The 26,407-nt window shown below is 64.4% G+C and carries 23 protein-coding genes; 8 read left to right on the top strand and 15 right to left on the bottom strand.

The features are described from left to right. Positions 1-71 precede the first annotated feature (71 nt). The 6 genes from RAZWK3B_RS11135 to RAZWK3B_RS11110 form a co-directional block, all read right to left on the bottom strand. Positions 72-605 carry a class I SAM-dependent methyltransferase gene (locus tag RAZWK3B_RS11135; RefSeq protein WP_007815138.1) on the bottom strand — a complete coding sequence of 178 codons (534 nt, stop codon included), beginning with the start codon at positions 603-605 and terminating at the stop codon, positions 72-74. 188 nt (positions 606-793) lie between these two features. Beyond that, entirely contained in the window at positions 794-2,188 is a 1,395-nt protein-coding gene (gene lpdA / locus RAZWK3B_RS11130; protein ID WP_007815136.1) for a dihydrolipoyl dehydrogenase, read from the bottom strand. Between the two features lie 181 nt (positions 2,189-2,369). Further along, positions 2,370-2,954, bottom strand: coding sequence for a DUF924 family protein (locus RAZWK3B_RS11125; RefSeq protein WP_007815134.1), 585 nt, complete (start codon positions 2,952-2,954; stop codon positions 2,370-2,372). A 135-nt stretch (positions 2,955-3,089) separates the two neighbouring features. Next, positions 3,090-4,370, bottom strand: coding sequence for an MFS transporter (locus RAZWK3B_RS11120; protein WP_007815132.1), 1,281 nt, complete (start codon positions 4,368-4,370; stop codon positions 3,090-3,092). A 64-nt stretch (positions 4,371-4,434) separates the two neighbouring features. Next, a complete protein-coding gene (queA, locus tag RAZWK3B_RS11115; protein WP_007815130.1) occupies positions 4,435-5,487 on the bottom strand; it encodes a tRNA preQ1(34) S-adenosylmethionine ribosyltransferase-isomerase QueA in 1,053 nt (350 codons plus the stop codon). Then, positions 5,484-8,852: a YhdP family protein gene (locus tag RAZWK3B_RS11110; protein WP_007815128.1), complete on the bottom strand. Its 3,369-nt coding sequence runs from the start codon at positions 8,850-8,852 to the stop codon at positions 5,484-5,486. The genes queA and RAZWK3B_RS11110 overlap by 4 nt, the downstream gene beginning before the upstream one ends. Before the next feature lie 109 nt (positions 8,853-8,961). Between RAZWK3B_RS11110 and RAZWK3B_RS11105 the strand changes: the two genes are divergently transcribed. The 4 genes from RAZWK3B_RS11105 to RAZWK3B_RS11090 all read left to right on the top strand — a co-directional run bounded on the left by RAZWK3B_RS11105 (position 8,962) and on the right by RAZWK3B_RS11090 (position 12,292). After that, positions 8,962-9,423 carry a peroxiredoxin gene (locus tag RAZWK3B_RS11105; protein WP_007815126.1) on the top strand — a complete coding sequence of 154 codons (462 nt, stop codon included), beginning with the start codon at positions 8,962-8,964 and terminating at the stop codon, positions 9,421-9,423. Between the two features lie 20 nt (positions 9,424-9,443). Next, on the top strand, positions 9,444-10,247 hold the full coding sequence (locus RAZWK3B_RS11100; RefSeq protein WP_007815124.1) for a ferritin-like domain-containing protein: 804 nt from the start codon (positions 9,444-9,446) through the stop codon (positions 10,245-10,247). A gap of 190 nt (positions 10,248-10,437) precedes the next feature. Next, entirely contained in the window at positions 10,438-11,751 is a 1,314-nt protein-coding gene (locus RAZWK3B_RS11095; RefSeq protein WP_007815123.1) for a M23 family metallopeptidase, read from the top strand. Then, positions 11,741-12,292 (top strand): bactofilin family protein, encoded by a 552-nt coding sequence (locus tag RAZWK3B_RS11090; protein WP_007815121.1) that lies wholly within the window; start codon positions 11,741-11,743, stop codon positions 12,290-12,292. Before RAZWK3B_RS11095 ends, RAZWK3B_RS11090 begins: the two co-directional genes overlap by 11 nt. Positions 12,293-12,395: 103 nt before the next feature. Here the strand turns inward: RAZWK3B_RS11090 and RAZWK3B_RS11085 are convergent, their stop codons facing one another. The 6 genes from RAZWK3B_RS11085 to RAZWK3B_RS11060 all read right to left on the bottom strand — a co-directional run bounded on the left by RAZWK3B_RS11085 (position 12,396) and on the right by RAZWK3B_RS11060 (position 17,248). Next, positions 12,396-12,995: a DUF2238 domain-containing protein gene (locus tag RAZWK3B_RS11085; RefSeq protein ID WP_007815119.1), complete on the bottom strand. Its 600-nt coding sequence runs from the start codon at positions 12,993-12,995 to the stop codon at positions 12,396-12,398. 134 nt (positions 12,996-13,129) lie between these two features. After that, positions 13,130-13,714, bottom strand: a complete 585-nt coding sequence (locus tag RAZWK3B_RS11080; RefSeq protein ID WP_007815118.1) for an HNH endonuclease — start codon at positions 13,712-13,714, stop codon at positions 13,130-13,132. A gap of 378 nt (positions 13,715-14,092) precedes the next feature. Further along, entirely contained in the window at positions 14,093-14,758 is a 666-nt protein-coding gene (locus RAZWK3B_RS11075) for an alpha/beta hydrolase (protein ID WP_007815116.1), read from the bottom strand. Between the two features lie 92 nt (positions 14,759-14,850). Beyond that, positions 14,851-15,480: a DNA-3-methyladenine glycosylase family protein gene (locus RAZWK3B_RS11070; protein WP_007815114.1), complete on the bottom strand. Its 630-nt coding sequence runs from the start codon at positions 15,478-15,480 to the stop codon at positions 14,851-14,853. After that, positions 15,477-16,205: a cobalt-precorrin-6A reductase gene (locus tag RAZWK3B_RS11065; protein WP_007815112.1), complete on the bottom strand. Its 729-nt coding sequence runs from the start codon at positions 16,203-16,205 to the stop codon at positions 15,477-15,479. The genes RAZWK3B_RS11070 and RAZWK3B_RS11065 overlap by 4 nt, the downstream gene beginning before the upstream one ends. After that, entirely contained in the window at positions 16,202-17,248 is a 1,047-nt protein-coding gene (locus RAZWK3B_RS11060; protein ID WP_007815110.1) for a cobalt-precorrin-5B (C(1))-methyltransferase, read from the bottom strand. Before RAZWK3B_RS11060 ends, RAZWK3B_RS11065 begins: the two co-directional genes overlap by 4 nt. Before the next feature lie 142 nt (positions 17,249-17,390). Between RAZWK3B_RS11060 and cobA the strand changes: the two genes are divergently transcribed. From cobA to RAZWK3B_RS11045, 3 genes are all read left to right on the top strand, one after another. Next, positions 17,391-18,242 (top strand): uroporphyrinogen-III C-methyltransferase, encoded by an 852-nt coding sequence (cobA, locus tag RAZWK3B_RS11055; protein WP_007815108.1) that lies wholly within the window; start codon positions 17,391-17,393, stop codon positions 18,240-18,242. A 91-nt stretch (positions 18,243-18,333) separates the two neighbouring features. Continuing rightward, complete coding sequence (locus RAZWK3B_RS11050; protein ID WP_007815106.1) at positions 18,334-19,596, top strand: cobyrinic acid a,c-diamide synthase CobB; 1,263 nt, start codon at positions 18,334-18,336, stop codon at positions 19,594-19,596. Between the two features lie 53 nt (positions 19,597-19,649). Continuing rightward, complete coding sequence (locus RAZWK3B_RS11045) at positions 19,650-20,867, top strand: MFS transporter (RefSeq protein ID WP_007815104.1); 1,218 nt, start codon at positions 19,650-19,652, stop codon at positions 20,865-20,867. 3 nt (positions 20,868-20,870) lie between these two features. Here RAZWK3B_RS11045 and RAZWK3B_RS11040 read toward each other — a convergent pair whose 3' ends face one another. The 3 genes from RAZWK3B_RS11040 to cysS form a co-directional block, all read right to left on the bottom strand. Next, positions 20,871-21,647, bottom strand: coding sequence for a phytoene/squalene synthase family protein (locus tag RAZWK3B_RS11040; protein ID WP_037295662.1), 777 nt, complete (start codon positions 21,645-21,647; stop codon positions 20,871-20,873). Between the two features lie 58 nt (positions 21,648-21,705). Next, on the bottom strand, positions 21,706-23,325 hold the full coding sequence (gene cimA, locus RAZWK3B_RS11035) for a citramalate synthase (protein ID WP_007815100.1): 1,620 nt from the start codon (positions 23,323-23,325) through the stop codon (positions 21,706-21,708). A gap of 100 nt (positions 23,326-23,425) precedes the next feature. Continuing rightward, positions 23,426-24,814 carry a cysteine--tRNA ligase gene (gene cysS / locus RAZWK3B_RS11030; RefSeq protein WP_007815098.1) on the bottom strand — a complete coding sequence of 463 codons (1,389 nt, stop codon included), beginning with the start codon at positions 24,812-24,814 and terminating at the stop codon, positions 23,426-23,428. Positions 24,815-25,075: 261 nt separating this feature from the next. On the opposite strand from cysS, the gene RAZWK3B_RS11025 reads away from it, so the two are divergent. After that, positions 25,076-26,272 (top strand): pyridoxal phosphate-dependent aminotransferase, encoded by a 1,197-nt coding sequence (locus RAZWK3B_RS11025; RefSeq protein WP_007815097.1) that lies wholly within the window; start codon positions 25,076-25,078, stop codon positions 26,270-26,272. The last annotated feature ends 135 nt before the right edge of the window (positions 26,273-26,407 follow it).

The raw sequence follows: 26,407 nt of genomic DNA, 5'->3' as shown, positions 1-26,407 counted from the left end.
CATTTCATGAACATGCACCCAAGCGCCTGCCCCGTCTCCGCATTCCGCGTGCAAATGCGCCGAAACCCGCTCTATTTCTGCGCCAGCGCCCAGGAACAGATGGGAAAATCCGGCTCATTGGTAAGATCGTCCCGCCCCCGGTCATAGGCCGGCGGCCAGGGCGTCTCGAAATTGCGCAGCGCCGCCGCGCGGTTGCCCCATTGCCCGGCGCGCACCTTGTCCTCGTCGAACCCCGCCTCGATCAGCAGGTTCTTCAAACCCCGCGCCGTCCAGCGCGAGCAATCCACCGGATCGCCATGCCACGGGATGTAAAACGGCACCGCAACCCAGAAATACCCCCCCGGCCTCAGCATCTCCAGCACGTTGCGCGTGGCGGCATAGGGCCGGTCCAGATGCTCCCAGACCTGGTTGGCCAGGATGATGTCGAAGCTCAGCGCCGCGCCATCCTCGTCGCGATACGGCCCCGCACAGACATCATAGGCGGGATAGCGATAGCGCCGATAGCTGCGGAACTGGAACCTGTGGCCGAACTTGCCCGAGACCTCCGCCGCGTCCATCTCCTCCAGAGGCAGCGCCTCCAGCCAGCGCCGCGACGTACGCTGCATCACAACCCTGTTCACACTCGGCACGCGCACATTCTCCCCGACAAACCCTCGACCAATTGTGCACGCCCCGCGCCACGCCGCAAGCCCGCGCCGCCGCGCGCGTTTCTTCTGGCCGCAAATATCCCGGGGGAGTCGATCAAATCCCCACGGGATTTGATCGGCGGGGGCCGCGCCCCCACCTTGCCCGCTCAGATATGGATCACCCGGTCATAGGCATCCAGAACCGCCTCATGCATCATCTCGCTCAGCGTCGGATGCGGGAAGACCGCGTGCATCAGATCTTCCTCGGTGGTCTCCAACTGGCGTCCCACCACATAGCCCTGGATCAGCTCGGTCACTTCCGCGCCGATCATATGCGCCCCCAGAAGCTCGCCGGTCTTGTCGTCGAAGATCGTCTTGATCACCCCCTCCGGCTCGCCAAGGGCGATGGCCTTGCCATTGCCGATGAACGGGAAGCGGCCAACCCGGATCGTGTGCCCGGCCTCCTTGGCCTGCGCCTCGGTCATGCCGACACTGGCGATCTGCGGCGTGCAATAGGTGCAGCCCGCGATGCTCTCGGGCTTGACCGGATGCACCTTATGCCCGGCGATCATCTCGGCGACCATGACGCCCTCGTGGCTCGCCTTGTGCGCAAGCCAGGGCGCACCCGCCAGATCGCCGATCGCATAGATCCCCTCGACGCCCGTGCGGCAATGGGTGTCGGTCACCACATGGGTCCGGTCCACCTTGACGCCAAGCGCCTCGAGCCCAAGCCCTTCGGTATTGCCCACGATCCCCACCGCCGAGATCACGCTGTCGAACTCGCGCGTTTCCACCTTGCCGCCGATCTCGATGTGGGCGGTCACCTTGCCCTTCTGACGATCGAGCTTCTTGACCATGGCCTTTTCAAGGATGGTCATGCCCTGCTTGGTAAACGCCTTCTTGGCCATGCCGGAAATCTCGGCATCCTCCACCGGCAGGATGCGATCCATCACCTCGACCACGGTCGTCTCGGCGCCAAGCGTGTTGTAGAAACTGGCGAACTCGATCCCGATCGCACCCGATCCGATGACCAGCAGCTTCTTGGGCATTCTCGGCGGCATCAGCGCGTGCTTGTAGGTCCACACGAGATCGCCATCCGCCTCGAGCCCCGGCAATTCGCGCGCCCGCGCGCCCGTAGCAAGCACGATATGCGGCGCTTCAAGCTCTTGCGCGCCGCTGTCGGTCTTGACGCTGACCCGGCCCTTGGCGGTCACCGTCGCCTCGCCCATGATCGCGGTCACCTTGTTCTTCTTCAGAAGGTGGCCCACCCCGGAATTGAGCTGCTTGGCAATCGCGCGCGAGCGTTTGACCACCGCCTCCAGATCATAGCCGATGCCATCGGCCTTCAGCCCAAACTCCTTGGCCCGGTGCATCAGGTGGAACACTTCCGACGAGCGCAGCATCGCCTTTGTCGGGATGCAGCCCCAGTTGAGACAGATACCGCCCATATGTTCGCGTTCGACGACCGCCACGCTCAGGCCCAGCTGGGCGCCCCGGATCGCGGCCACATAGCCCCCCGGTCCTGCCCCGATTACGATCATGTCAAAGGATTTCGCCGCCATCACCGACTCCGCTTCAGATTTTAGTTTGACATTAAACTATCTGACGCAGGATCACAACGCAGGACAGCACCCGCCGCCCTTTCGGGCGGCATTCAAGGGGGTTAACCCCTTGACGCTGATGATGATATTTCCGGTTTTCCCCGGTTTCCACCGGGACGCCCACCCCAGCCCTCAGGCCGGCTCAGGCCGCGGCCGCCGCCTGGAATTCACGCAAGGTCGCGCCATAGCCGCCCTTGGCGACATAGTCGCGCTCATGCCCGGTGCTCGCGCGCTCCAGCGCCTCGTTGCGATAGGGGAAGCGGCCGAACTTGCGGATCACCTCGCGATGCGCGCGGGCATGCAGCAGATTGTCGGCGCCGGTCTCGGGCATCCGCTCGCAGATCAGCCGCACGCAGCGGTCCTGATCGCACAGGTTCTCCGAATGCATCAGCGGCAGGTAATAGAACTGCCGCGCCGGCTCGTCGATGCGCATGTCCCATTTGCGGTGGATCGCCGCCTTGGCCACGGCCAGCCCGATCCGGTCGGTGGCAAAGGCCCGCCCCTCGCCGCGGAACATGTTGCGCGGGAACTGGTCGGTGAGGATGATATAAGCCAGCGTGCCGCTCGGATAGGTCAACCAAAGAGCATGGGTGCCCTCACTGGCGCCGCGCCATGTGTCTTCGAACCGGTCCCGGATCGTCTGATCCAGCGCTTCGGTCGGGTTGTACCAGCCTTCCGGCCCAACCTCGTCCAACCAGAAACCCAATACATCCTCGGGCGCTACCATAGGGTCCTCCTTGTGGCCGCTGACGGCCTCAACCTCATGTTACAAAAACGTTAACTTGACTTGCGCCGCGAAAGATAGTCACGAATTACTACAATCTAAGGGGTATGCGTGACGTTAGCGCAACCGTCGGCGCATTTACGCCGATCCTTGCGGCGTGTTGGCCGCCGCCTCTTCGGCCTGCTCGGCCTGCTCCAGCGCATATTCCTGCGCCGCCTCCACCGCCACGACCGATGCGCTGGCCGGCAGCGCGGCGAAGCTTTCCGTCTCGCTGACAGCCGGGGCCGCGCGCTGCGTCATCCGGTAGGCGGCATAAACCGCCATCGTCAGGGTCAGCACCGCGACGATCAGGAAAAACGCCGACGGGCCCATCTTGCCCATCGCCCAGCCGGTGATCGGCGGTCCGGCCACAGCACCCAGACCGTTGATGAACAACAAACCCCCCGAGGCCGCGGCCATGTCGTCGCGCTCGAGAAAGTCGTTGGTATGGGCGATCAACAGCGAATAGAGCGGGTTCGACATCCCCCCGATCAGCAGCCCCGCCACCAGCAGCATCGCAAAGATTTCGCCCAGCAGGAAGCCGATGATCGCACCGCTGGCACAGACCAGCGACGCCACGAAGATCAGCACCCGGCGATCCATCCGGTCCGACAGCCAGCCGATGGGATATTGCAGCACCAGCGCCCCGATGAAAAACGTCGCAACGAAGGTCGAGATCTGCGCCACGCTCAGTCCCGCCTCGGCCCCGAAGACCGGCGCCATGCCGAATTGCGCCGCAAAGACGCCCCCCAGCAGGAACATGCCCACACAGCCAAGCGGCGAGGTGTCGAGGATCTGCCGCAAGGTCATCGGCTTGGTCGTCCCGAAGGCGGGCGTCGGACTGATCGACAACAGGATCGGCGCAAAACTCAGCGACACCAGCACCGACGGGATGATGAACAGCACGAATCCCCCCGGATCGGCCACCAGCATCAGCGCCTGCGCGCTCACGATGCCGACCATCTGCACGATCATGTAGGCCGACAGCGCCTGCCCCCGCGTCTCGTTGGTGGCCGAGTTGTTCAGCCAGCTTTCCGCCGTGACATAGACGCCCGAAAAACAAAAGCCGATCAACACGCGCCCCAAACCCCATGCAATCGGATCGGTCAGCGTCGGATAAAGGATCATCACCGCTGAAATCAACGAGGCCAGCGCCGCGAAGACCCGCACATGCCCCACCCGCCGGATCATCTCGGGCGCCATGCGCGACCCGAAGAGGAAGCCCACGAAATAGCCCGCCATGACCAGCGACATCGAAAAGGTCGAAAACCCCTCCAACTCGCCGCGAATGCCCAGCAACGTGCTTTGCATGCCATTGCCAACCTGCAACAACATCATGCCCAGCAAAAGCGCCCATGCGCCGTTCAGAACCTGCAGCATCCGTCAAACTCCGCACAAAAAGGGGTGCCGGACCCGTCCGCCACCCTTCCGGCGTGCCAGCAAATCAGTCCGGGATCAACAACGAAGCGTCCCCATAGGAAAAGAACCTGTAGCGATTTTCGACCGCGTGATCGTAGATATCCTTGATCCGGTCCTGCCCCATCAGCGCCGAAACCAGCATCATCAGGGTGGATTTCGGAAGGTGGAAATTCGTCATCAGCGCATCGGCCACCCGAAACGTGAAGCCGGGATAGATGAAGATATCGGTCTCGCCCTCCCAGGGCGCGATCGCGCCACTGGCCTGTGCGGCACTTTCGATCAGCCGCAGCGCGGTGGTGCCCACCGGGATCACCCGCCCGCCCGCCGCCTTGGTCGCGGCGATCTCGGCGGCGGCAGCCTCGCTCACCCGGCCCCATTCCGCATGCATCCTGTGGGTGGTCACATCCTCGACCTTGACCGGCAGGAACGTGCCCGCCCCCACATGCAGTGTCACATGGCTGAACGTGACGCCCATCGCCTCCAGCCGCTCAAGGAGCTCGGCGTCGAAATGCAGCGACGCGGTGGGCGCCGCCACGGCGCCCTTATGGCGCGCCCAGACGGTCTGGTAATCGGTGCGGTCCTGCGCGTCGGCGGCCCGCCGCGCGGCGATATAGGGCGGCAGCGGCATGGCCCCCGCGTCATTCAGCGCCGTATCGAACGCCTCGCCCTCAAGGTTGAACCGCAACAGCCCCTGCCCCTCACGCCGCGCCAGCACCTCGGCCTCCAGCCCCGCGCCAAACACGATCACCTCGCCGTCCCGCACCTTCTTGAGCGGCTTGACCAGCGCGCTCCAATCGCCCTCCGGCCCCGGCTCCAGCAAGGTCACCTCGATCTTGGCTTGCGTCACCCCCTCGGGTCCCTCGCGCCGCCGCATCCCGCTCAGCCGTGCGGGGATCACCGCCGTGTCGTTCAGCACCAGCCGGTCCCCGGGCCGCAGAAAATCACCCAGATCGCGGACGATCGCATCCCGGATCGCATCGCCCTGCGCCACCAGCAGCCGCGCCGAGGATCTGGGCCGTGCGGGCCGTGTCGCGATCAAATCCTCCGGCAGATCGAAATCGAAATCGCTCAGCTTCACCTGTCGTTCTCCCATGGCGCCCGCCTGACGCCCTGCCCGCGATCCGCCGGCGCGCCCTCGTCCTGTGCCTCTTGCGGTGCGCCGATACCATCTGGCGGCGGGCGGCGAAAGAGATCGCGAAACACCCCCGGCGTCAGGATCGACAGCGGGTTCACCCTCACGCTCGGCGCATCCACAGATCCCCGCATCTCGTAATTGACGCCGACGATCCCCTCGCCGCGCCGTGTGAAAAGGCCCCCCACCGCATTGACCAGATAAAAGGGCGACAACACGCCATTCATGTCCAGCTGCCGACTGCCGGGATAGTAATAGCCCTGCATCGAGATCCCCATCGACGCGCCCACCGCACTGCCCGCCAGAACCGCGACGCGCTCGGGCGTCAGCTCGAACTGCGCCTTCACTTCGCTGAAATGGATGCCTTCTCCATCGAGCTGCTCCAAAAGCCCCACCACGCTGATCGCATTGAGCAGATCCGCCAGCGCCGGTGCATCGGTCAGTCGCACATTTGCGACCGACAGGGAGCCGAAATAGCTGCCCGGCGCCTGCGCCGGCACCAGCGTCAGGGACATCTCCCCTTGCCTCGCCTGCCGCAAAAGCCCCGCCGAGGCCAGCACGCCGCCCGCATCCCCGGCCATGATCTGGAACGCGCTGCGCCCGTCTTTCGGCACGATGCTGCCCGTGATCGCAGCCCCCTCGTTCACCCTTGCGGTAAAGCGCCCCGTCGCACCCCCCGCCATGTCCAGATCGGCCCGGAAATCCGTCAGCGTGATCCCCTCGGATATCACCAGCCGGTCCAGCGCCAGCGACACCGGCCCGCCGCGCCGCGGCCCGCCGCCATCAGGGCCGCGCCCATCCCCGGCAAGCGACGTGCGGCGCAGATCGACCATGCCGCCAGACACCAGTATCTGCGGCGCGCGATCCACCCCGCGCCCCACCAGATCCACCGGCGCGCTCAGCCAATCGCCAAGCCGCACCCTCGAAAACCGCGCCCGCTCCAACGTGCCATCCGCTTGCAGGCTCACACTGCCCTGCGCTTGCAAGCCTCCCGCATCCAGCGCCACCAGATCGATCTGCGGCGGCGCGCCAAGCGTGCCCGACACTTCCAGACTGCCCCTTGCCTCCGCCGGCAGCGCCCAGTCCAGCTCGGGCAGCCGCAGCGCCACACCCGCCAGATCCGAACGCAGCGTGAACTGCCCCGGCGCCCCGCGCGGCAGGACGATCTCCACATCGGCGCGCCCCTGCCCTGCAAGGCTTCCGGGCGGCAGCCCGACGCGGAATTCGTCCACGAATCGCTCCGACAGCTCGATCCAGCCGCTCACCCGGCTTGTGCCATCGGCCTCCGGACCAAGCGCGCTCTGCCAGCTGCCCTCGACCGGCACCTGCCCGATCCGTCCCGCGCCGCTCACGCTCACACCCGAATTGCCGGCCTTGAGATCCAGCACCGGCGCTGCGATCACCCTGCCCTGCACAAGGCTCTCGCTGCGCACATCACTCAAGGTGCCCACCACGTCGAACGCCACTTCGTCGGGCTGCAGACCGGGCTTGAGCAGGAAATCCAGCCGCCCGGCAAGCCGCGCCTGACCATCCGCCAGCGTCACCGGAAGATTGGCCTTGGTCATGAAGCCGAAGGGCTTTTCGTTCAGCAGCGACAGCGCCGCCGTGACCGCGCTTTGCGTGCTCAGCCGCGCGCGGGCCGGGCCGCGATTGACCCGGACATCGGGGATGATGAAACTGGTGCCTGAAATGTCGATCCGCCCGCCCTGCGCCGCCGTCACATGACCGCTATCGGCGGTGATGACAAAGCGATTGTCACTCAACGAGGCATGGCCTGTTGCCGCCTCGATCACCGGCACATCCTTGACGAACTGCGTCTCCAGCCCGGTGAAGTCGAAACCAAGGAACACATCCGCCGGGCGCCCCGGATCGGCGCGCAGCGCCAGCTGCAGGTTGCTCAGATCGGCGGCGCGCACATTCTGCGCGATCCACTCGCGGGTCACCGGCGTGACGCTGCGCGGCCACAACGCCTGCAGCCGGTCGCTGTCAAGCGCATCCATCCGCCCATCGAGCGCCAGCCGCCAGCCCTGCGCCCCGGCGATCAGATCGCCCTTCAGAACCATCCGCGCCCCCTGATCGCTCAGGCTCAATTGCCCAAGCGTCAGCCGGAACGGATCAAGCCGCAGCCGCATGTCCATCACCGCCTGCTCGATCTCGACCGGTTCGGGATAAAGCCCCTCGGGATTGGCGCGGATATCGGTCAGGCGGAACTGACCCAGCAACTCGCTTGGCCAGCCCTGCTCCATCCCCACAAGATACGCCTGCCCCTCGGCGCGCGCCGTGACCCAATTGCTGGTCAGCGTCACATCGCTGAAGCGCATCGCCTGATCGGCGGGATCATAGGTGAAATAGACCCGCGCCTCCGAGAACGGGATCGGCTTGGTCGCCTCGTTGGGCCGCAACTCGCCTTCGGTGATATGCAGCGTGGCATTGAGCGGCCCCAACCGCCCCTCGTTGTCGACCGAAGCCCTCAGCGCCCCCGAGATCGGCGCATCCAGCGCCTCGAGCCAGGTCAGCGCGGGCGACTGCCCGGCAATGTCGCGCGCCGGCATATCCTCGAACGTCACGCCGAAATCCGCCGCCGTCTGGCCGATCCGGCGGGTGTAATTCATCGCCAGCGTCGTGGCGTAATCCCGTGCGCCCAAAAGGGCCACATCGCCCCGGATCGTCAGATCGTCACCGCTGCGCGTCATCTCCAGCCGCCCGCCATCGGCCGACCAGGCGCGCTCGGCCCGCGCATCCTCGTAGCGCAGCGTGAGGTTGTCGGCGCTCAACTGGCGCAGCGCCGCGAATTGCGGCCGCTCCAGCAACGCATCAAGCCGCGAGGCAAGCTCGGCCACACTCATCGTCTCGTCGGGCTGCGGCGCGGCCTCCCCGACACTCAGCCCGATGCGCCCATCGGCAGAGCGCCGCAGGATCACCCGCGCACCCGACACGCCGATTTGCGCCGGTTGCAGATCGCCGCGCATGAGCGGCCTCAGCGCCACCGTCCCGCGCACATCCAACAGACTGGCCAACAGCGCCCCATCCGCGCCGCGCAGCGTCACATCGCTCAGGTGCAATTGCGGCGTCCAGTCCTCCTCGATGCGCAGCCCGATGCCCCCGAATCCGATCGAAACCCCGTCGATATCGGCATTGATCGCGGTGGTGATCCGGTCCTGCAGCCATGCGGGGGCCGCATAATCGCGCCCCGTCGCCATCGACAGCGCCACGGCTAAGGCCACGGCCAGCACCGCAAGCGTCAGGATCGACCATAACGCCGCTGTCCTGACTCGGCTGCCGCCTGACGTCTCTTGCTGGGGTTCGCTCATTCGTCTCGCTCGATCGGTCCGGTCGCCCGGACCAGATGCCTGATGCCTTTAATCCGGCGTGTCCTGCCCTAATATGACCCCGAGTCGCAGCCATAACAAGGAAGACACCATGCCAGATACCGGCGCATCCGCTCCCGATTTCACTCTGCCCCGCGATGGCGGCGGCGAGATAACCCTTTCCGCCCTGCGCCCCGCGCCGGTCGTGCTGTTCTTCTACCCGCGCGACGACACGTCGGGCTGCACCAAGGAGGCCATCGCCTTCACCACGCTCAAGGCCGATTTCGAAGCGGCGGGCGCGCAGGTCTTCGGCATCTCCAAGGACGACATCGCCGCCCATGACAAGTTCCGCGACAAACACGCGCTCGAGGTGCCGCTCCTCTCCGATGCCGACTCCGACGTCTGCGAAACCTACGGCGTCTGGAAGGAAAAAAGCATGTATGGCAAGAAGTTCCTCGGCATCGAACGCTCCACCTTCCTGATCGACGGCGACGGGCAGATCGCCCGCGTCTGGCGCAAGGTCAAGGTGCCCGGCCATGCCGAAGAGGTGCTCGACGCGGTGCGCGCGCTTTGAGCGGCCAGACACTGACCCAGATGGCGGTGGAGGTGCTCTCCACCGCCGATGGCCGCGAAAAGACCGCCCTCTCGCGTCGCCATGCCGCCGCGTGGTTCGCCGCTCGCGACGCGGGCGCGCCCCTTCCCATCGGCACAGCACTGCCTCCCCTGCGCCCCGCGCGCCCCGACCGCCCCGAGCTTCTGGATCCGCGCGACGTGCCGCGCCGCCGCCCCGGCAGCGCGCAGGGCCGGCTCGCGATCCTGCATGCCGTCGCCCATATCGAGCTCAATGCCGTGGACCTGCACTGGGACATCATCGCGCGCTTCGGCCATGTCCCCATGCCCATCGGCTTTTATGATGACTGGGTTAAATCCGCCGACGAAGAATCCAAGCATTTCAACCTGATATGCGACTGTCTTGAAGCACATGGCAGCCATTACGGCGCCCTTCCCGCCCATGCTGGCATGTGGCGCGCCGCCGAAGACACCGCCCAGGACCTGATGGGCCGCCTTGCGGTCGTACCCATGGTGCTCGAAGCCCGTGGCCTCGATGTCACCCCCGGCATGATCGAGATCTTCCGCAAGGCCGGCGACACCGCCACAATCGAGGCGATGCAGGTGATCTATGCCGAAGAGGTGCACCATGTCGCCTACGGCTCGAAATGGTTCCACTTCCTCTGCGGTCGCGAGAACACGGATCCCACACAGGCATTTCACGAGCTTGTCCGCACCTATTTCCACGGCGCCCTCAAGCCGCCCTTCAACGAGGAAAAGCGCGCCGAGGCCGGAATTCCCCCTGATTTCTACTGGCCTCTGGCCGATCAGCCCTCTTCGAAAGCATAGGCAAGCCCTTGGGGATCGGCGATTTTTCGCCGCTCCGGCAACAATACGCCCATTTTCCGGACATCATTGCCCAAAAACCTTGCCCTGAGCGATTCCACTCGATAAGCCACTTTTTGCAGGCGTCCGGTCACAAAAGATGACCAGTTGCAACAAACGCCGCGATTGAGAAGGGTTACAAGGGACGGTCGTCTTGCGGACAAGAATTGCAATCAGGCTTCATACCCTGCTCGAGCAGCATTTCCCCGAGCGTCGGGTCTTCCTCAAATCTGATACCGATACCCGCTTCATCCGGCTCCGACCTCATTCTCAACTTCTGGCCTTTCTCGGCGCCTCCTCCATCGTCGCCTGGGCCATCATCGCCACGGCCATCCTGCTGATGGACAGCATCGGATCCGGTAATTTCCGCGAACAGGCCAAGCGCGATCAACGCACCTACGAATACCGCCTCAACGACCTCGCCGAGGAACGCGACATGCGCGCCGAAGAGGCTCTGGCCGCTCAGGAACGCTTCAACTCGGCGCTCGAACAGATTTCCCTCATGCAATCCGAATTGCTGGCCTCCGAAACCCGGCGCCGCGAAATGGAAACCGGCATCGAGGTCATTCAGACCACGCTGCGCCGCGTGATGAGCGAGCGGGAAAACGCCCGCGATGAACTGACCGCCCTCGCCGAGGCCATGCAGGACTCCGGCACAGCCCCCGGCGCTTCGGTGGAAGATGGCAACGGCACGGTCGATTTCCTCGCCGCCGCCCTTCAGGAAACCGCCGAACAGCGTGACCAGATCGAGCGTGACGCGCATGACGCGCTGCTGCAGGCCGATGAAATGGCCCTGCAGATCGCCCTGATGCGCGACCAGAACGATCAGATCTTCAGCCAGCTTGAAGACGCCATGACCATCTCGGTCGAACCGCTCGACAAGATGTTCCGCGCCGCCGGCATGGACACCGAAAAGCTGCTCGACACCGTGCGCCGCGGCTATTCCGGTCAGGGCGGCCCCCTGACTCCGCTCAGCCTGTCGACCCGCGGCGAAGCCCCTTCGGGCGACGAGGCGCGCGCCAATGAGATCCTCAATCAGATGGATCGGCTCAACATCTACCGGATCGCCGCCCAGAAAGCCCCCTTCGCAACGCCGCTGCGCAACGCCTTCCGCTACACCTCCGGTTTCGGGATGCGGTGGGGCCGGATGCATGAGGGCACGGATTTCGCCGCGCCGCATGGCACGCCGATCTATTCCACCGCCGATGGCGTCGTCATTCACGCAGGCTGGCTTTCGGGCTATGGCCGTCTGGTCAAGATCAAGCACGAGTTCGGAATCGAGACCCGCTACGCCCATCTATCCAAAATCCGCGTGACCGAAGGCCAAAGGGTCTCGCGCGGAGAGCGGATCGGTGATATGGGCAATACTGGACGTTCCACGGGCACACATCTACACTACGAAGTCCGTGTCGGCGGCAAGGCCGTCAACCCCATGATCTATATCAAGGCTGCTAACGATGTTTTCTAAAAGCAAAATCAACGATCCCGCCCCCAAGGCAGAAGATCCCAGACAGACCTCCACGCCTGACCGGTCGGCCGACACTTCCTACTCCGGCTCCGAGTTCAAGGCATCGGCGCCCAAGGCCAAGCCGCCCGCGTCGGTCCTTTCGGCGGATCTGCACATCACCGGCAACCTCAAGACAACCGGCGATATTCAGGTCGAAGGCACCGTCGAAGGCGACATCCGTGCGCATCTTCTGACGGTCGGCGAAGGCGCCACCATCAAGGGTGAGATCGTCGCTGATGACGTTGTCATCAACGGTCGCATCGTCGGTCGCGTGCGTGGCCTCAAGGTGCGTCTGACCTCGACCGCCCGTGTCGAAGGCGACATCATCCACAAGACCATCGCGATCGAATCCGGCGCCCATTTCGAAGGCTCGGTGCAGCGGCAGGACGATCCTCTGAACGCCAAGTCGAACGCGCCCAAAACGCCCGGCGCCTCGGCACCTGCTTCTTCCGCATCTGCATCCGCAAGCGCACAGCAACCCGCCGCCAAGGCCGGCTCCTGACGCGCCACGCGCAACCGGGACACACACACGCAAAAGGCGCCCTGCTTCGCAGCGGCGCCTTTTTCTTGTCTGCGGCACGGTCACAGCGCCGCGAATCGTCGGCTCACACCGCGCGCCGCTCGACCAGCGCCGCGATCCCCATCGCGCCCACTGCCCCCACCGCGTTGAACACCAGATCGAGCGCCGTGTTGTAATACCCGCCCACATTCGTCTCGGGCACCATCAGCACCGCCGTGAACTCGATCATCTCGTTGAGCGATCCCAGCCCCATCGCACCGATCACCGGATAGACAAGCGCCGTGGCACTGCCCGCCGTCCTCGGGAAATGCCGCAACAGCAGATGCCGCAACAGCCACGCCGTCACCGCGAACCCATAGGCATGCACCAGCTGATCGTATTTCAGGATGACATAGCTCTGCGTCTCGACCAGCCGGATCAGCACCAGATTGTAAAGCACCGACCCATCGACCGGCACCCCACCCCCCGCCATATGCGCCAGCCCCCAGACCGACAGCGCCCAAAGCATCGCCGCCGGATAGGCCGCCTTGCGCAGCGACAGTCCTATCATCGCCACAAGACAGATCATCGTGACGACATAGACGATGAATTCGCTATTGCCGATCGACAGGAACCACAGGGTGAACGCCACGACATAGCTTGCCGTGAAGACGGCGACGGCGGTTTCGGATCGGGTCAGTGCCATCTGTAAACCTCACCCTTCGGTGACACTGCGGCGGGCATTTGTGTACGGAAGGGACACAAATCCCGCCCAAGCGGGCGTGTTTGGTCCCAAACCCGTGTAGGTTTCGTACGAACCCTACACATTGAAACCGGGCGTCACGCCTCCAGCTCGGCATCCCAATACAGGAAATCGAGCCAGCTTTCATGCAGGTGATTGGGCGGAAACTTGCGGCCCATATTGCGCAACTGCTCCGCGCCCGGCTGGCGCGGCGGCTTTTGCAGGCTCATGCCCGCGTGCCGTAAGCTCTTGGATCCCTTGCGCAAATTGCATTTGCTACAGGCTGCGACCACGTTCTCCCAACTGGTGATTCCCCCGCTGGCGCGCGGCACCACATGATCAAAGGTCAAATCCCCCTTCGCCCCGCAATACTGACAACAGAACTCATCGCGTAGAAAAAGATTGAACCTCGTAAACGCAACTCGTTTCTGCGGCTTCACAAAATCCTTCAGAACGATCACGCTCGGGATGCGAATCTCGGTGCTTGGACTGCGCACCGTGTGCTCATATTCTGCAACGATATCAACACGATCAAGGTAAACCGCCTTGACGGCATCCTGCCAGGACCAGAGCGACAAAGGGTAATAGGACAAGGGCCGAAAATCAGCATTCAGAACCAGCGCGGGATTCTGTCTCAGTGCCGCCGGTTCCCGGACGAACTCGGTTCTGAATTCACCGTCCATCTTTCATACAGCCCCCGCTCGATCCATGCCCTAAGCCGACCTCGGGACGGGACTCGCCGCCCCTTTCTGTGGATAACTATATATCGTGTTCGTCACCTGACAAGCCCCACATATTCGGCAGATATAGGGGATGCGTAATCCGCCCTCGTAACGCCAATATGACACTTATCCACAGGTGTCGGAGCGGTTTGTGGCTCTGGTCTTTCGGGGGCTGGCCGCCTCGCCAGATCAGCCCCCAAAGCCGCGCGCGGCCCATCACCGATGGTCATCCGATTACGGGAAATATCTTCCGCAGCGCAGATTCCTACTGGAACTACGCTCTCTATCCCACTGAAAATTCTATGGAATGCTCAGACTCTTGTCAGCGAGAATAAGCCTTCAGAAATTCAGCTTGTCGCGTATGAAGGCCAGCGCCACCTGCAGCCCGTCGGGCGCAATGCCATGCGCGGTGCCCTTCATGACATGCGCATAGACATCCTTCCACCCCCCCGCCTGCAGCGCCTCGGCGGCCTGCGGCAAGGATTGCGGCGGCACCACATCATCTGCATCGCCATGAATCAGAATCACCGGCGGTCGCGATACCGCCTCATCTTCCAACAATTCAGGCCGCAAAAGCCGCCCCGAGAAGGCAACGATGCCCGCCACCGGATCCTCCCGGCGCGGCGCGACATGCAGCGCCATCATCGTGCCCTGACTGAACCCGAACAGAACAACCTGCTCGGGCATCACATCCTCATCCACCATCAGCGCATCGAGAAACGCGTTCAGATCATCCGCCGCCGCAAGCAACCCGCGCTCGGATTCCTCTTCGGACGAGCCGTCGATCCAGGGGATCGGAAACCACTGGTATCCCGTCGACATCATCGGGATCGTCTCGGGCGCGTCCGGCGCCACGAAGAGCGTGTCCGGCAGATGCTCGGTCAGCACATCGGCAATCCCCAAAAGATCCGCCCCGTTCGCGCCATACCCATGCAGGAACACCACGACCGAGCGGGTTGTTCCCGAATGTGGCTCCTTGCGGCCCGCCTGCAATATGCGTGTCATCTGGTCAATATCCCCTCTGTTTCACAAGCGCATCGCACAGCGCAGGTCATCGCGCAATATCGCGCGGTTCATTTCGGCATGCGCCCGAGCATCTAGCGGACCCCCTCGCGCCGGATGCGCTGCGCGTAATAGGCCCACAAGATCCGCGCCGCGACCGACCTCCAGGGGCGCCACGCTTCGGACATGGCGCGCAGCGCGCGTTCATTGGGCCGTTCCGGCAAGTCGTAAAGAAGCCTCGCGCCCTCCTGCAAAGCCAGATCACCCGGCGCGAACACGTCTGCCCGCCCGAGACTGAACATCGCATAGATTTCAGCGGTCCAGACCCCGATGCCCGGCACTTCGGTCAGGGTCTCGATGACCTGCTCTGTCGGCGCATCGCGCAAGGCGCGGTAATCGATGCGCGCCCCGGCCAGTGCGCGGGCATAACGGATTTTCTGCCGGCTCAGACCGGCGGCGCGCAGGTCATCATCGCTGGCCCACAGGATCTTGCGCGGCCCGGTCAGCTTTGCACCCTTCATCCGCGACCAGATCGCATCGGCTGCCGCGACACTGACCTGCTGACTGACGATCGCATTGAGCAGCTGTTCAAAGCCGTCCTGTCGCCGTCGCAACGGCAGCGGGGCAGTCAGATCATGGGCATGGGCCATGCGCGGACAGGCCGCGCGCAGATGGGTCGCACCTTCTTCGACATCGTCGAGCGTTTCGATGATGCGCCCGATCACAGCCGTGCCACCCAGTCCAGCGCCTGACGGGCGGTTTCTACTCTGAACGCATCGGGTTGTCGCGGTCGGTTGAGCATGATCACAGGAATACCAAGCTGTCGCGCGGCATGCAATTTCGTGCGCGGCACCTCGCCACCGGCATTCTTGACAATGAGCCAGTCGACCGCGAGCCGGGAAAAGGTGTTGATTTCATCCGCAACCGAAAAGGGCGGTCGCCCGATCAGGAATGCGCCATTGGGAAAGGGAAACGGCGCCTCGGGCGGGTCGATCTGGCGGCAGATCAAACGACAGGACGAAAGATTGGCGAAGCGGGCAAGCGTTTGCCGTCCGGTGGCAAGAAACACCGTAGAGCCCGGCGCGACATGATCGGCTGCCTGTTCCTCGTGATCCAGCATTGTCCAGTCATCGCCTGTCTCAGGCTCCCATGGGGCGCGCAGCACCTGACAATAAGGCAGACCCAGCTCATGACATATCCGGGCACTGCGCGCGCTGATCCGATGCGCGAAAGGATGCGTGGCGTCCAGCACCGCGCTGATGCCCGCCTCGGTCAGATAGGCCCGAAAACCCTCGGCGCCACCAAATCCGCCGATCCGCGTGGGCAATCCGGTGGGTTTGGGTGCCCGTGTCGCCCCGGCCAGAGATGCGATGGCGGCCCTGCCCTCGGCGGCCAGTTCGCGCGCGATCATCTGCGCCTCGCCGGTGCCGGCCAGCAAGAGCAGCGTCATGCGCCAGCCCTCGCGATGATCCGGCCCTCGCGGTCGATCACAACGGTATCCGCGATCACCTCTGCGGGAAGCATTGCGCGCACATTGTCCAAGGCCGCGCGTGCAACCCAATCAGCCATCGGCGCGCCGATGCTGTCATAGGCTTGCAAGGCGGTGTTCATGAAGGCCAGATCGGGCATCCCAAGCACCTTGGCCAATTGATCGAAATCCACCTGACTGCGGCCCGAATGCAGATCGCGCGCGCCTTGCGCAAGCTTCGTCATCTTGCCGATGCCACCCCCGATCGTGATACGCGGAACGGGATGTTTGGCCAGATATTTGAGCAACCCACCCACAAAATCCCCCATATCCAGCATCGCGGTCTCGGGCAGACCATAGAGCGCCTGCACGGTCTTTTCGCTGGTCGCCCCGGTGCATCCCGCCACATGGCTGTGGCCCGCAGCACAGGCCACGTCGATGCCGCGATGAATCGAGGCAATCCACGCGGCACAAGAAAACGGCCGCACGATGCCCGTGGTCCCGAGGATCGAAATACCCCCCTTGATGCCAAGCCGCGGGTTCCATGTCTTCTGCGCCAGCGCCTGCCCGCCGGGCACCGAAATCGTGATCTCGATATCGGGGGATTCAGACAGCCGTTCGGCCATGTCCTCGACCGTTTGGGTCATCATCTGTCGAGGCACCGGATTGATCGCAGGCTCGCCCGGCGCGATGGGCAGGCCGGGCATGGTCACGGTGCCCACACCATCGCCCGCACGGAATACCACACCGCCGTTCGATGCCGTCACTCGGGCCTTGATGAGCGCGCCATGGGTCACATCCGGGTCGTCGCCCGCATCCTTGATCACCCCCGCTTCGGCCCAGCCATCGCCCTGCCGGGCCTCGACGATCTCGAACTCGGGCGTCTCGCCCTTGGGTAGGGTGATGCGGACCCTGGCGGGCCGCCCCTCGCCCCATAGCATCATGAGCGCCGCGCGCAGGGCGGCGGTGGCACAGGCGCCCGTGGTCCAGCCACGGCGCAGCTCCTTGGCGGGTTTGCGGCTCATGTCAGGCGGACTATAGGCCCGCCTCCGGGCAAGGCCAATTGGCAAATTTCCCGCCCCGGCACATGCCGGATGTCGCAGCGCACAGGGCTCCATGTCGTTTGCAACCTTTCGCGCGCGCCCAAGTCAGGGCATACAGAAATCCATGAGCGATTCACTTTCCCTTCCCCAGGCCGACTGGCCCGTCCTGCAGCCCGGCTGGGTCTGGCTGTGCGGCGCCGGCCCCGGCGATCCCGGCTTGCTGACCCTGCATGCCGTCAACGCGCTGCGTCAGGCCGACGTCGTGATCTATGATGCGCTGGTGCAAGAGGCGATCTTGGATTGGGCACCGCAGGCCGAGCGGATCTATGCCGGTAAACGCGGCGGCAAACCCTCGGCCAAGCAGCGCGACATCTCGCTGCGGCTGGTGGATATGGCGCGCGCTGGCAAGCGGGTGCTGCGCCTAAAGGGCGGCGATCCCTTTGTCTTCGGGCGCGGCGGAGAAGAGGCGCAGACGCTGGTCCAACACGGCGTACCGATCCGCATCATTCCCGGCATCAGCGCCGGGATCGGCGGGCTGGCCTATGCCGGCATTCCGGTCACGCATCGCGATGTGAACCAGTCGGTCACCTTCGTCACCGGTCACGACCAATCCGGGCAAACGCCCTCATCACTGGACTGGGAGGCGATCGCCCGCGGCAGCCAGGTGATCGTGATCTACATGGGCATGAAACACGTAGAGCGCATCGCCGGCGCACTGATGGATGCAGGCCGCCCGGGCAATGAGCCCTGCGCGGTCGTCTGTGCCGCCACCACCGGCGATCAGGATGTGCTGGAGACGACGCTGGAGCGCATGGCCACCGATATCGCGGCAAGCCAGCTCGAGCCGCCAGCGATCTTGTGTGTGGGCCGATCTGTGCTGATGCGCCAGGTGCTGGACTGGCAGGCCATGGCCGAAGGGCACGCGCCACGCGATCTTGATCCGCTCGGCCGGGGACGCCCCGCCGAAAGCGCTTGAGACAGGCGACGCAAGACCGGGGGCCCTGCCCCCATCGCCGCAAGCGGCGAGTCCCCCGGGATATTTTCAGCCAGAAGAAAACAGGCCCGCGATGGCAAGGGGAGTGATCTTGGCGGCGCCCGCTTCGGGCAGCGGCAAGACGACGGTGACACTGGCGCTGCTGCGGCTGCTGGCGCGGCGGCATATGGCAGTGCGCGGGGCCAAATCAGGCCCGGATTACATCGATCCGCGATTTCACGAGGCGGCCTGTGCTGCGCCTTGCGTCAATCTCGATGCCTGGGCAATGACGCCCGAGCGGATCCGTGCGCTGGCCGCGGGCGACGGGCTGCTGATCATCGAAGGCGCCATGGGCCTTTTCGACGGCGCCCCCCCGGATGGGCGCGGTGCCGTGGCCGATCTTGCCCGGCACTTGGCCCTGCCGGTGGTGCTGGTGGTCGATGCAGGCCGCATGGCGCAGTCTGTCACAGCCCTGGTGGCGGGGTTTGCGGGGCATGATCCGGATGTGCATGTCGCGGGCGTGATCCTGAACAATGTAGGCTCGGAGCGGCATGAGCGGATTCTGCGCGCGGCCCTCGGAAGCAGGCCGGTTCTGGGCGCCGTGCGGCGCGATCCGGATCTCGCCCTGCCGTCGCGGCATCTGGGACTGGTGCAGGCCGAGGAGCGCGCCGATCTCGAGGCGTTTCTGGAGCGCGCGGCAGATATCGTGGCGGACCAGATCGACACCGACGCGCTCGTCGCTCTCGCAACGCCGATCGCGCCTGCGCCGGAGGCTGGGCGGATCGCTCCGCCCGCGCAGGTCATCGCGGTGGCCCGGGACGAGGCCTTTGCCTTTTGCTATCCGCACATGCTGCAGGATTGGCACAGCCGGGGCGCCGAGGTGAAGGTCTTTTCGCCGCTGGCCGACGACGCGGTGCCAGAGGCCGGTTTCGTCTTTCTGCCCGGCGGCTATCCCGAGCTGCATGCAGGCCGGATCGCAGGCGCGCAAAGATTCATTCAAAGCCTGAAAAACGCATCCCAAACATCTGATATATATGGAGAATGTGGTGGCTACATGGTTCTGGGGGACGGGCTGATCGATGCCGAAGGTACACGGCATGCCATGGCCGGGCTCTTGCGGCTGGAGACCAGTTTCCAACAGCGCCGCCTGCATCTGGGATATCGCCGCCTGATACCGCATGCAGGCCCCTTCGAGGGCCCGCTCATGGCGCATGAGTTTCACTATGCCACCACGCTCAGTGCCAAGGGCGCACCGCTGTTCACCAGCACGGATGCGGAAGGTCAGGTGCTTGGAGAGACCGGGCTTGTCGAGGGCCGGGTGACCGGATCATTCGCCCATGTGATCGACCGGGGCTGAGAGCCGCACCGCGATGCTTGCGCGGCTGAACGAATAGGTCTAGCAGAGCGATTATGACCGACGCAGCTCTTCCTCATGACGACAGCCGCGCCAAGCGCAATGTCGCCGTTCTGACCGCCGCTCAGGCCTTTCTGGGCGCGCAGATGGCCATGATCTTCGTGGTCGGCGGATTGGCCGGGCAATCTCTAGCCAGCAATGTCTGTTTTGCCACGCTGCCCATATCGCTGATCGTGCTCGGCTCGATGCTGGCGGCAAATCCGTTGTCGTGGTTCATGCAGCGCGCAGGCCGAAAGGCGGGGTTTCTGGTCGGGGCCGGCGCAGGCGCGCTTGGCGCGGCGATCGGGGCTTACGGTCTGTATCTGGCGTCTTTCCCAATTTTCCTTTTGGGAAGCCTCATCACCGGCGTCTACATGTCAGCACAGGGCTTCTACCGCTTCGCCGCCGCCGACACCGCAAGCGAGACATTTCGCCCCAAGGCCATTTCCTATGTCATGGCCGGTGGTCTGGCGAGTGCGATCATCGGCCCGCAACTGGTCAAGGTCACCAGTCAGGCCATGGTCATTCCCTTCATGGGAACCTATTTCGCGGTGGTCGTGCTGAACCTTGTGGGCGCGCTTTTGTTCCTGATGCTCGACATTCCGAAGCCGCCCGTGCCCTCCGAGGATGCACCGCATGGACGCACCCGGTGGCAGTTGATCACCACGCCGCGCATCGCCGTGGCGGTGATCTGCGCGATGGTGTCCTATGCGCTGATGAATCTCGTGATGACGTCCACGCCGCTGGCAGTGGTGGGGTGCGGCTTCACCGAAGGCAATGCGGCCGACATCGTCACAGGTCATGTGCTGGCGATGTTCGCACCGTCCTTCTTCACCGGCCATCTGATCGTGCGCTTCGGCGTGGAAAAGATCGTGGCGACCGGGCTGGTGATCCTCGCCGCCGCCGGCGCGGTGGCCCTGCAGGGCGTCGAGATCGAGAATTTCTTCATCGCGCTGATCCTGCTGGGGCTTGGCTGGAATTTCGGCTTCATCGGCGCGACCACCATGCTGGCCGGTGCCCATGAAGCACATGAGCGCGGCCGTATGCAGGGCCTGAACGATCTGTTGGTCTTTGGCGGGGTTACCATGGCCTCTCTGGCCTCGGGCGGGCTGATGAACTGCTCTGGCGGCGATGCGCAGACCGGCTGGATGTCGGTCAACCTTGCGATGGTGCCGTTCCTTGCCCTGGCCGGGGGCGCGCTGATCTGGCTTGCCCTGCGCCCCAAGGACGCCTGACCCCTACCACAGCCCGCTGAGCGCCCGCCCCATCAGCGCAAGCCGCGCCTGCATCGGCGCCACGTCAAGCCGCCCTTCGGCCACACGCCCCGGATCCCGCGCCGCCCTTGACAGAACCGGTCCCGCAAGCCAGAGCGGCAGCAGCGCCGGACGCGCCGCCCGCGGCACGTCGTGGCGCTGCGCGCGGGCCTTCGCCAGCGCCTGCAAGCCCTCATTAGCCAGCGCGCGCACGGCCTCGGGGGTGCCCTCGACCAGCGGAATACGCCCCGCCTTCTCGAGTGCCGGGACCGCCCGCAACCAGTTCGCGATCCCAAGCGCGCGCCCGGCCTGCAGGACAGGTTCCCGGGGAACCGGCCCAAGCGCGCGCGCCGCCGCCAGCATCAGATGGCCCGACGTCGCATCGATATAATCCCGGAAATGGCTCATGTCCTCGAACGGTTCGCGGTAGATATCCCACCGCCGCATCTCGACCAACCGATCAAGCAGGGTCGCCCCCTCGGCGTCCAGCACATGCGCCAGCGGGGTGACGACCTCATGCCGGCGCACCACGCCGCGATCCCGGATCTCGGCCAGCGCGTCGCGCCACCATTGCAGACGCATTTCCGCGATTATGCTTTCCTGTGTCACCCATGATGCGCGGCTGACTTCGATATTGAAGGCGTAGATCGCAAAGAGCGTCGGCCGCGCCAGCACCGGGGCCGCCATCGTCGCGGCAAATCGCTCGGGATCGCCCCGTTCCACGGCCTGTGCACAGGCAATAAGATCATCGTCGAACGTCATGGCATCCCGATCGGACAGGCGCAGTTGGTGGCCGGGATTGGTCGCGCGCGGCTCATGCTCACTGTGCGAACCCATCGCGCAGCAGCTTCCAGGTGATCGCATCCAGCAGCGCCTCGAAACTGGCATCCACGATATTCGCACTGACCCCCACCGTGGACCAGCGACGCCCCTGCCCGTCCTGACTGTCGATGATGACACGGGTCACGGCCTCGGTCCCGCCTTGGGTGATGCGCACCTTGAAATCCACCAGCCGCATGTCGTCGATGGCCTCCTGATAGCGCCCAAGGTCCTTGGCAAGCGCCTTGGCCAGAGCATTGACCGGACCGCGATCATTGCCCTGCTCATCCATCGACTCGCTGACCGACAGCTTCTTTTCGCCATCCACCTTGACCACGACCACGGCCTCGGACAGCGACACCATCTGGTCATACTTGTTCTTGCGCCGCTCCACCGTCACCTTGTAGCGCTTGACCTCGAAAAAACGCGGCAACTGGTCCAGTTGGCGTCGCGCCAGCAATTCGAAACTGGCCTGCGCACTGTCATAGGTATAGCCGCGCTCCTCCTGCAGCTTGATCTGCTCGAGGATACGCACCAGCGCCGGATCGCCCTTGTCGACGACAAGCCCCGCCTCCGACAGCCGCCGCCGCAGGTTCGATTGCCCCGCCTGGTTCGACATCGGAATGACGCGGGCATTGCCCACATCACCGGGATCGACATGCTCATAGGTGGTCGGATCCTTGAGAATGGCGCTCGCATGCAATCCAGCCTTGTGCGCAAAGGCCGAGGCGCCCACATAGGCCGCCTGCTTCATCGGCACCCGGTTGAGGATCTCGTCCAGCATCCGGCTGGCCTGCGTGATGCCGGTCAACGCCTCGCGGCTGATCCCTGTCTCATAGCGGCTGGCATAGGGCTCCTTCAGCAAAAGCGTCGGGATCAGCGCCGTCAGATTGGCATTGCCGCAGCGCTCGCCCAAACCATTCAACGTCCCCTGCACCTGCCGCGCGCCCGCCTCGATCGCTGCAAGGCTGCCCGCCACGGCGTTTTCCGTATCGTTATGGGTATGAATACCAAGCCGGTCGCCGGGAATACCCGCCGCGATCACCTCGGCGGTGATGCGGCCGATCTCGGCAGGGAGCGTGCCACCATTCGTGTCGCACAGCACGATCCATCGCGCCCCCGCCTCATGCGCCGCCTTAAGCGCCTCAAGCGCATAATCCCGGTTGGCTGTCCAGCCGTCGAAGAAATGCTCCGCATCGAACAGCGCCTTGCGCCCCTCGGCCACCACATGCGCGATCGAGGCCCGGATATTCTCGGTATTTTCGTTCAGCGAAATGCCAAGCGCGGTCGTCACGTGAAAATCATGTGTCTTGCCCACAAGACAGACTGCACCGGTCCCCGCATTGAGCACCGCCGCCAGCACCTCGTCATTCTGAGCCGAGCGCCCCGCCCGCTTTGTCATCCCGAACGCCGTCATCATGGCGCGGGTCTGCGGCGCCTCGTCGAAAAAGGCGCTGTCGGTGGGATTGGCCCCCGGCCAGCCGCCCTCGATGTAATCCACGCCAAGCGCATCCAGCCGCCGTGCGATCTGCACCTTTTCATGCATCGAGAAGGACACGCCCTGCGTCTGCTGCCCGTCGCGCAACGTGGTGTCGTAAATATAAAGACGCTCCCGCCTCATGCCACGGCTCCCGTTTTCTTCTGGCCGAAAATATCCCGGGGAGTGTGAGGGGCTGGCCCCTCACTCCGCCTTTCGCCCCGGGTGCGCCCGCTGGCCCACATCAGTCCAACCCCTCAAGCCGGGCCACATCGAACCCGGCACCGGGCACCAGCTCCACACCGTCCTTGCTCATCCGCACCTCGACCCCCACCGCGACAAGCGCCGCCTTGAGCCGGTCCACCTCTGAAAAATCCTTGCTCTGCATGGCCGCCGCCCGGGCTTGCGCCAGTCGGGTTTCCAGCGCCGACAGATCCGCTACCGGCCGCGCCGCCCAGTCCGGGACACCGTCAGCCATCAAGCCCAGAAACCGCAGCGTTGCGCGCAAGGTGGACCGATCATCAGCCTGTGACAACCGATGCAGTTCGGTGATGGCCTTGGGCGTGTTCAGATCATCGCTGACCGCCTCGACAACCGCCACATATGGCTCGGCATTGCCCTCCCCCTGCTCGGCCTGCCGGTACCATTTGCGCAACGTGGCTTGCGCCTCGCGGGCCTTTTCGGCGGTCCAGTCCATCGGCTTGCGGTAATGCGTGCTCAGAAAGACGAAGCGGATCACCTCGCCCGGCACGCCCTCCTCCAGCAGATCATGCACGGTAAAGAAATTGCCCAAGCTCTTGGACATCTTCTTGCCCTCGACCTGCAGCATCTCGTTATGCATCCAGATCCGTGCAAAGCCGCTGCCGGGATGGGCGCAGCAGCTTTGCGCGATTTCATTCTCGTGATGCGGAAACATCAGATCGTTGCCGCCGCCATGGATGTCAAAGCTTTCGCCAAGCAACTCGTGGCTCATCGCCGAGCATTCGATATGCCAGCCCGGACGCCCTCGCCCCCATGGACTGTCCCAGCCGGGCAGATCCGCGCTTGACGGCTTCCACAACACGAAATCCATCGGGTTGCGCTTGTAGGGCGCCACCTCCACGCGGGATCCTGCGATCATGTCGTCCACAGACCGGCCCGACAAGCGGCCATAGTCTGCATAGCTGTCGACGGCGAAAAGCACATGCCCTTCGGCCTCATAGGCATGGCCCCTGCCGATCAGATCCTCGATCATCGCGATCATCTGCGGGATATATTGCGTGGCGCGCGGCATCGCATCGGGCTCGAGCGCGCCAAGCGCGCCCATGTCGTCCAGAAACCAATGTGTGGTCTGCGCGGTGATCCGGGCGATTTCGGCATTCACATCGCCGCCCTTGCCCACGTTCTCGATGGCGCGCGCGTTGATCTTGTCATCCACATCGGTGAAATTGCGCACATAGGTCACGTGATCCGGGCCATACACATGGCGCAGCAACCGGTAGAGCACGTCAAACACGATCACGGGCCGCGCATTGCCCAGATGGGCGCGGTCATAGACGGTGGGACCGCAGACATACATCCGCACATTATCCGGGTTCAACGGCTCCAGCACCTGCTTGGCGCGGGCCTTGGTATTGTAGAGTCTGATCGTCATCGTGAATTCCTCGCGCGCGCTCCCGCGGCGGGCTTATCAACTTAACGTCCTGTAGGGAATAGATGACGGCCCGCCCGAGATATCTCAGGTGGTAATGCAGCAGATGGTGGTGCAACGGATCGTCATGAGACGGAACGCTACGCGCCCTCGCGCGGATTGGCAAGAGGGCGTCGGCGGGGGTGATCTGCTTGACAGCCCGGTCGCCCATGGGCCAACTGCGCAGGCAATCACCTCAGCTTCAAAATCTCGGGAGGGCGCCGCATGAAACTCGCGCGCAGGATCACCGGTTTGACCGGCGGCGGATCGGACGGATGGGATGTCTATTACCGCGCCCAGGACATGCTGGCGGCAGGTCATGACATCACCCAACTGACCATCGGTGAGCATGATATCGGCACCGACCGCGCGATCCTCGATGCGATGCACGACGCCACGCTGGCAGGCCATACCGGCTATTCGATGTTCAACGGCAATCTCAATCTGCGCGAGCGTGTGGCGGCCCGCGTCACCGCGCGCACCGGCCTTGCGACGACGCCTGACAACGTTCTGATCGTGCCAGGCGGTCAGGCGGGGCTTTTCGCCGCGCATCACGCCGCCTGCGACGAAGGCGACCGCGCCCTGTTCATCGATCCTTACTACGCTACCTATCCCGGCACGATCCGTGGCGTGGGTGCGGTTCCCGTGGCCATCCCCGCCCGACCCGACCGCATGTTCCAACCCGATCCCGCCGATATCGCGGCCCAGGCCGACGGTGCCTCCAGCCTTCTGATCAACAGCCCCAACAACCCCACCGGGGTGATCTACACGCCCGAGACCTTGGGCACGATCACACAGGTCTGCCGGGATCACGACATGTGGCTCATTTCAGACGAGGTCTATGACACACTGGTCTGGAAAGGGACGCATCTCAGCCCCCGCACCCTGCCCGGCATGGCCGAACGCACGCTGGTGATCGGATCGCTGTCGAAATCCCACGCCATGACCGGCAGCCGCATCGGCTGGGTCATCGGCCCGCCCGAGGCGATTGCCCATATGGGCAACCTTGCCACCCATACCACCTATGGCGTGGCGGGATTTGTGCAGGAAGCCGCCTGTTTCGCGCTCGACCAGGGTGCTGCTTTCGAGGCCGCCATCGCTGCACCTTTCCGCAGGCGCCGCGATCTGGTGCTCGGCATGATCGCGGCCCAGGACGTGGTGCGCGCCATCCCTGCCGATGGAGCGATGTTCGTCATGCTGGATATCCGCGCCACCGGCCTTTCGGGCGAGGCCTTCGCCGACCGTCTGCTCGACACCCACCATGTCGCGGTGATGCCCGGCGAAAGCTTTGGCACGGCGGCTGGCGGACATGTCCGCGTGGCGCTGACCGTGGCGGATGAAAGACTGGCGAGGGCACTGGCACATCTGCTTGATCTGGCCAGCGATCTGGCACGTGATCCGGCCCGCTCGCCCAAGGGCTGATCCGGACCTTGTCCCGTTTGCGACACGGGTCGCGAACGGGACAGATTCTTGCGATAGAATCGGCTTCTCTTTCCTCGTTCAGGGAGGAGGGCCCGGCCATGTCGCCGAGCTGCAAGATAGAACTGGTGATCCGCA

The organism is Roseobacter sp. AzwK-3b, from assembly GCF_000170875.1.
Taxonomy (GTDB): Bacteria; Pseudomonadota; Alphaproteobacteria; order Rhodobacterales; family Rhodobacteraceae; genus Roseovarius; species Roseovarius litoreus.
Note: the sequence above shows the minus strand (reverse complement) of the source record. Positions and strands in the feature narration are given on the sequence as shown.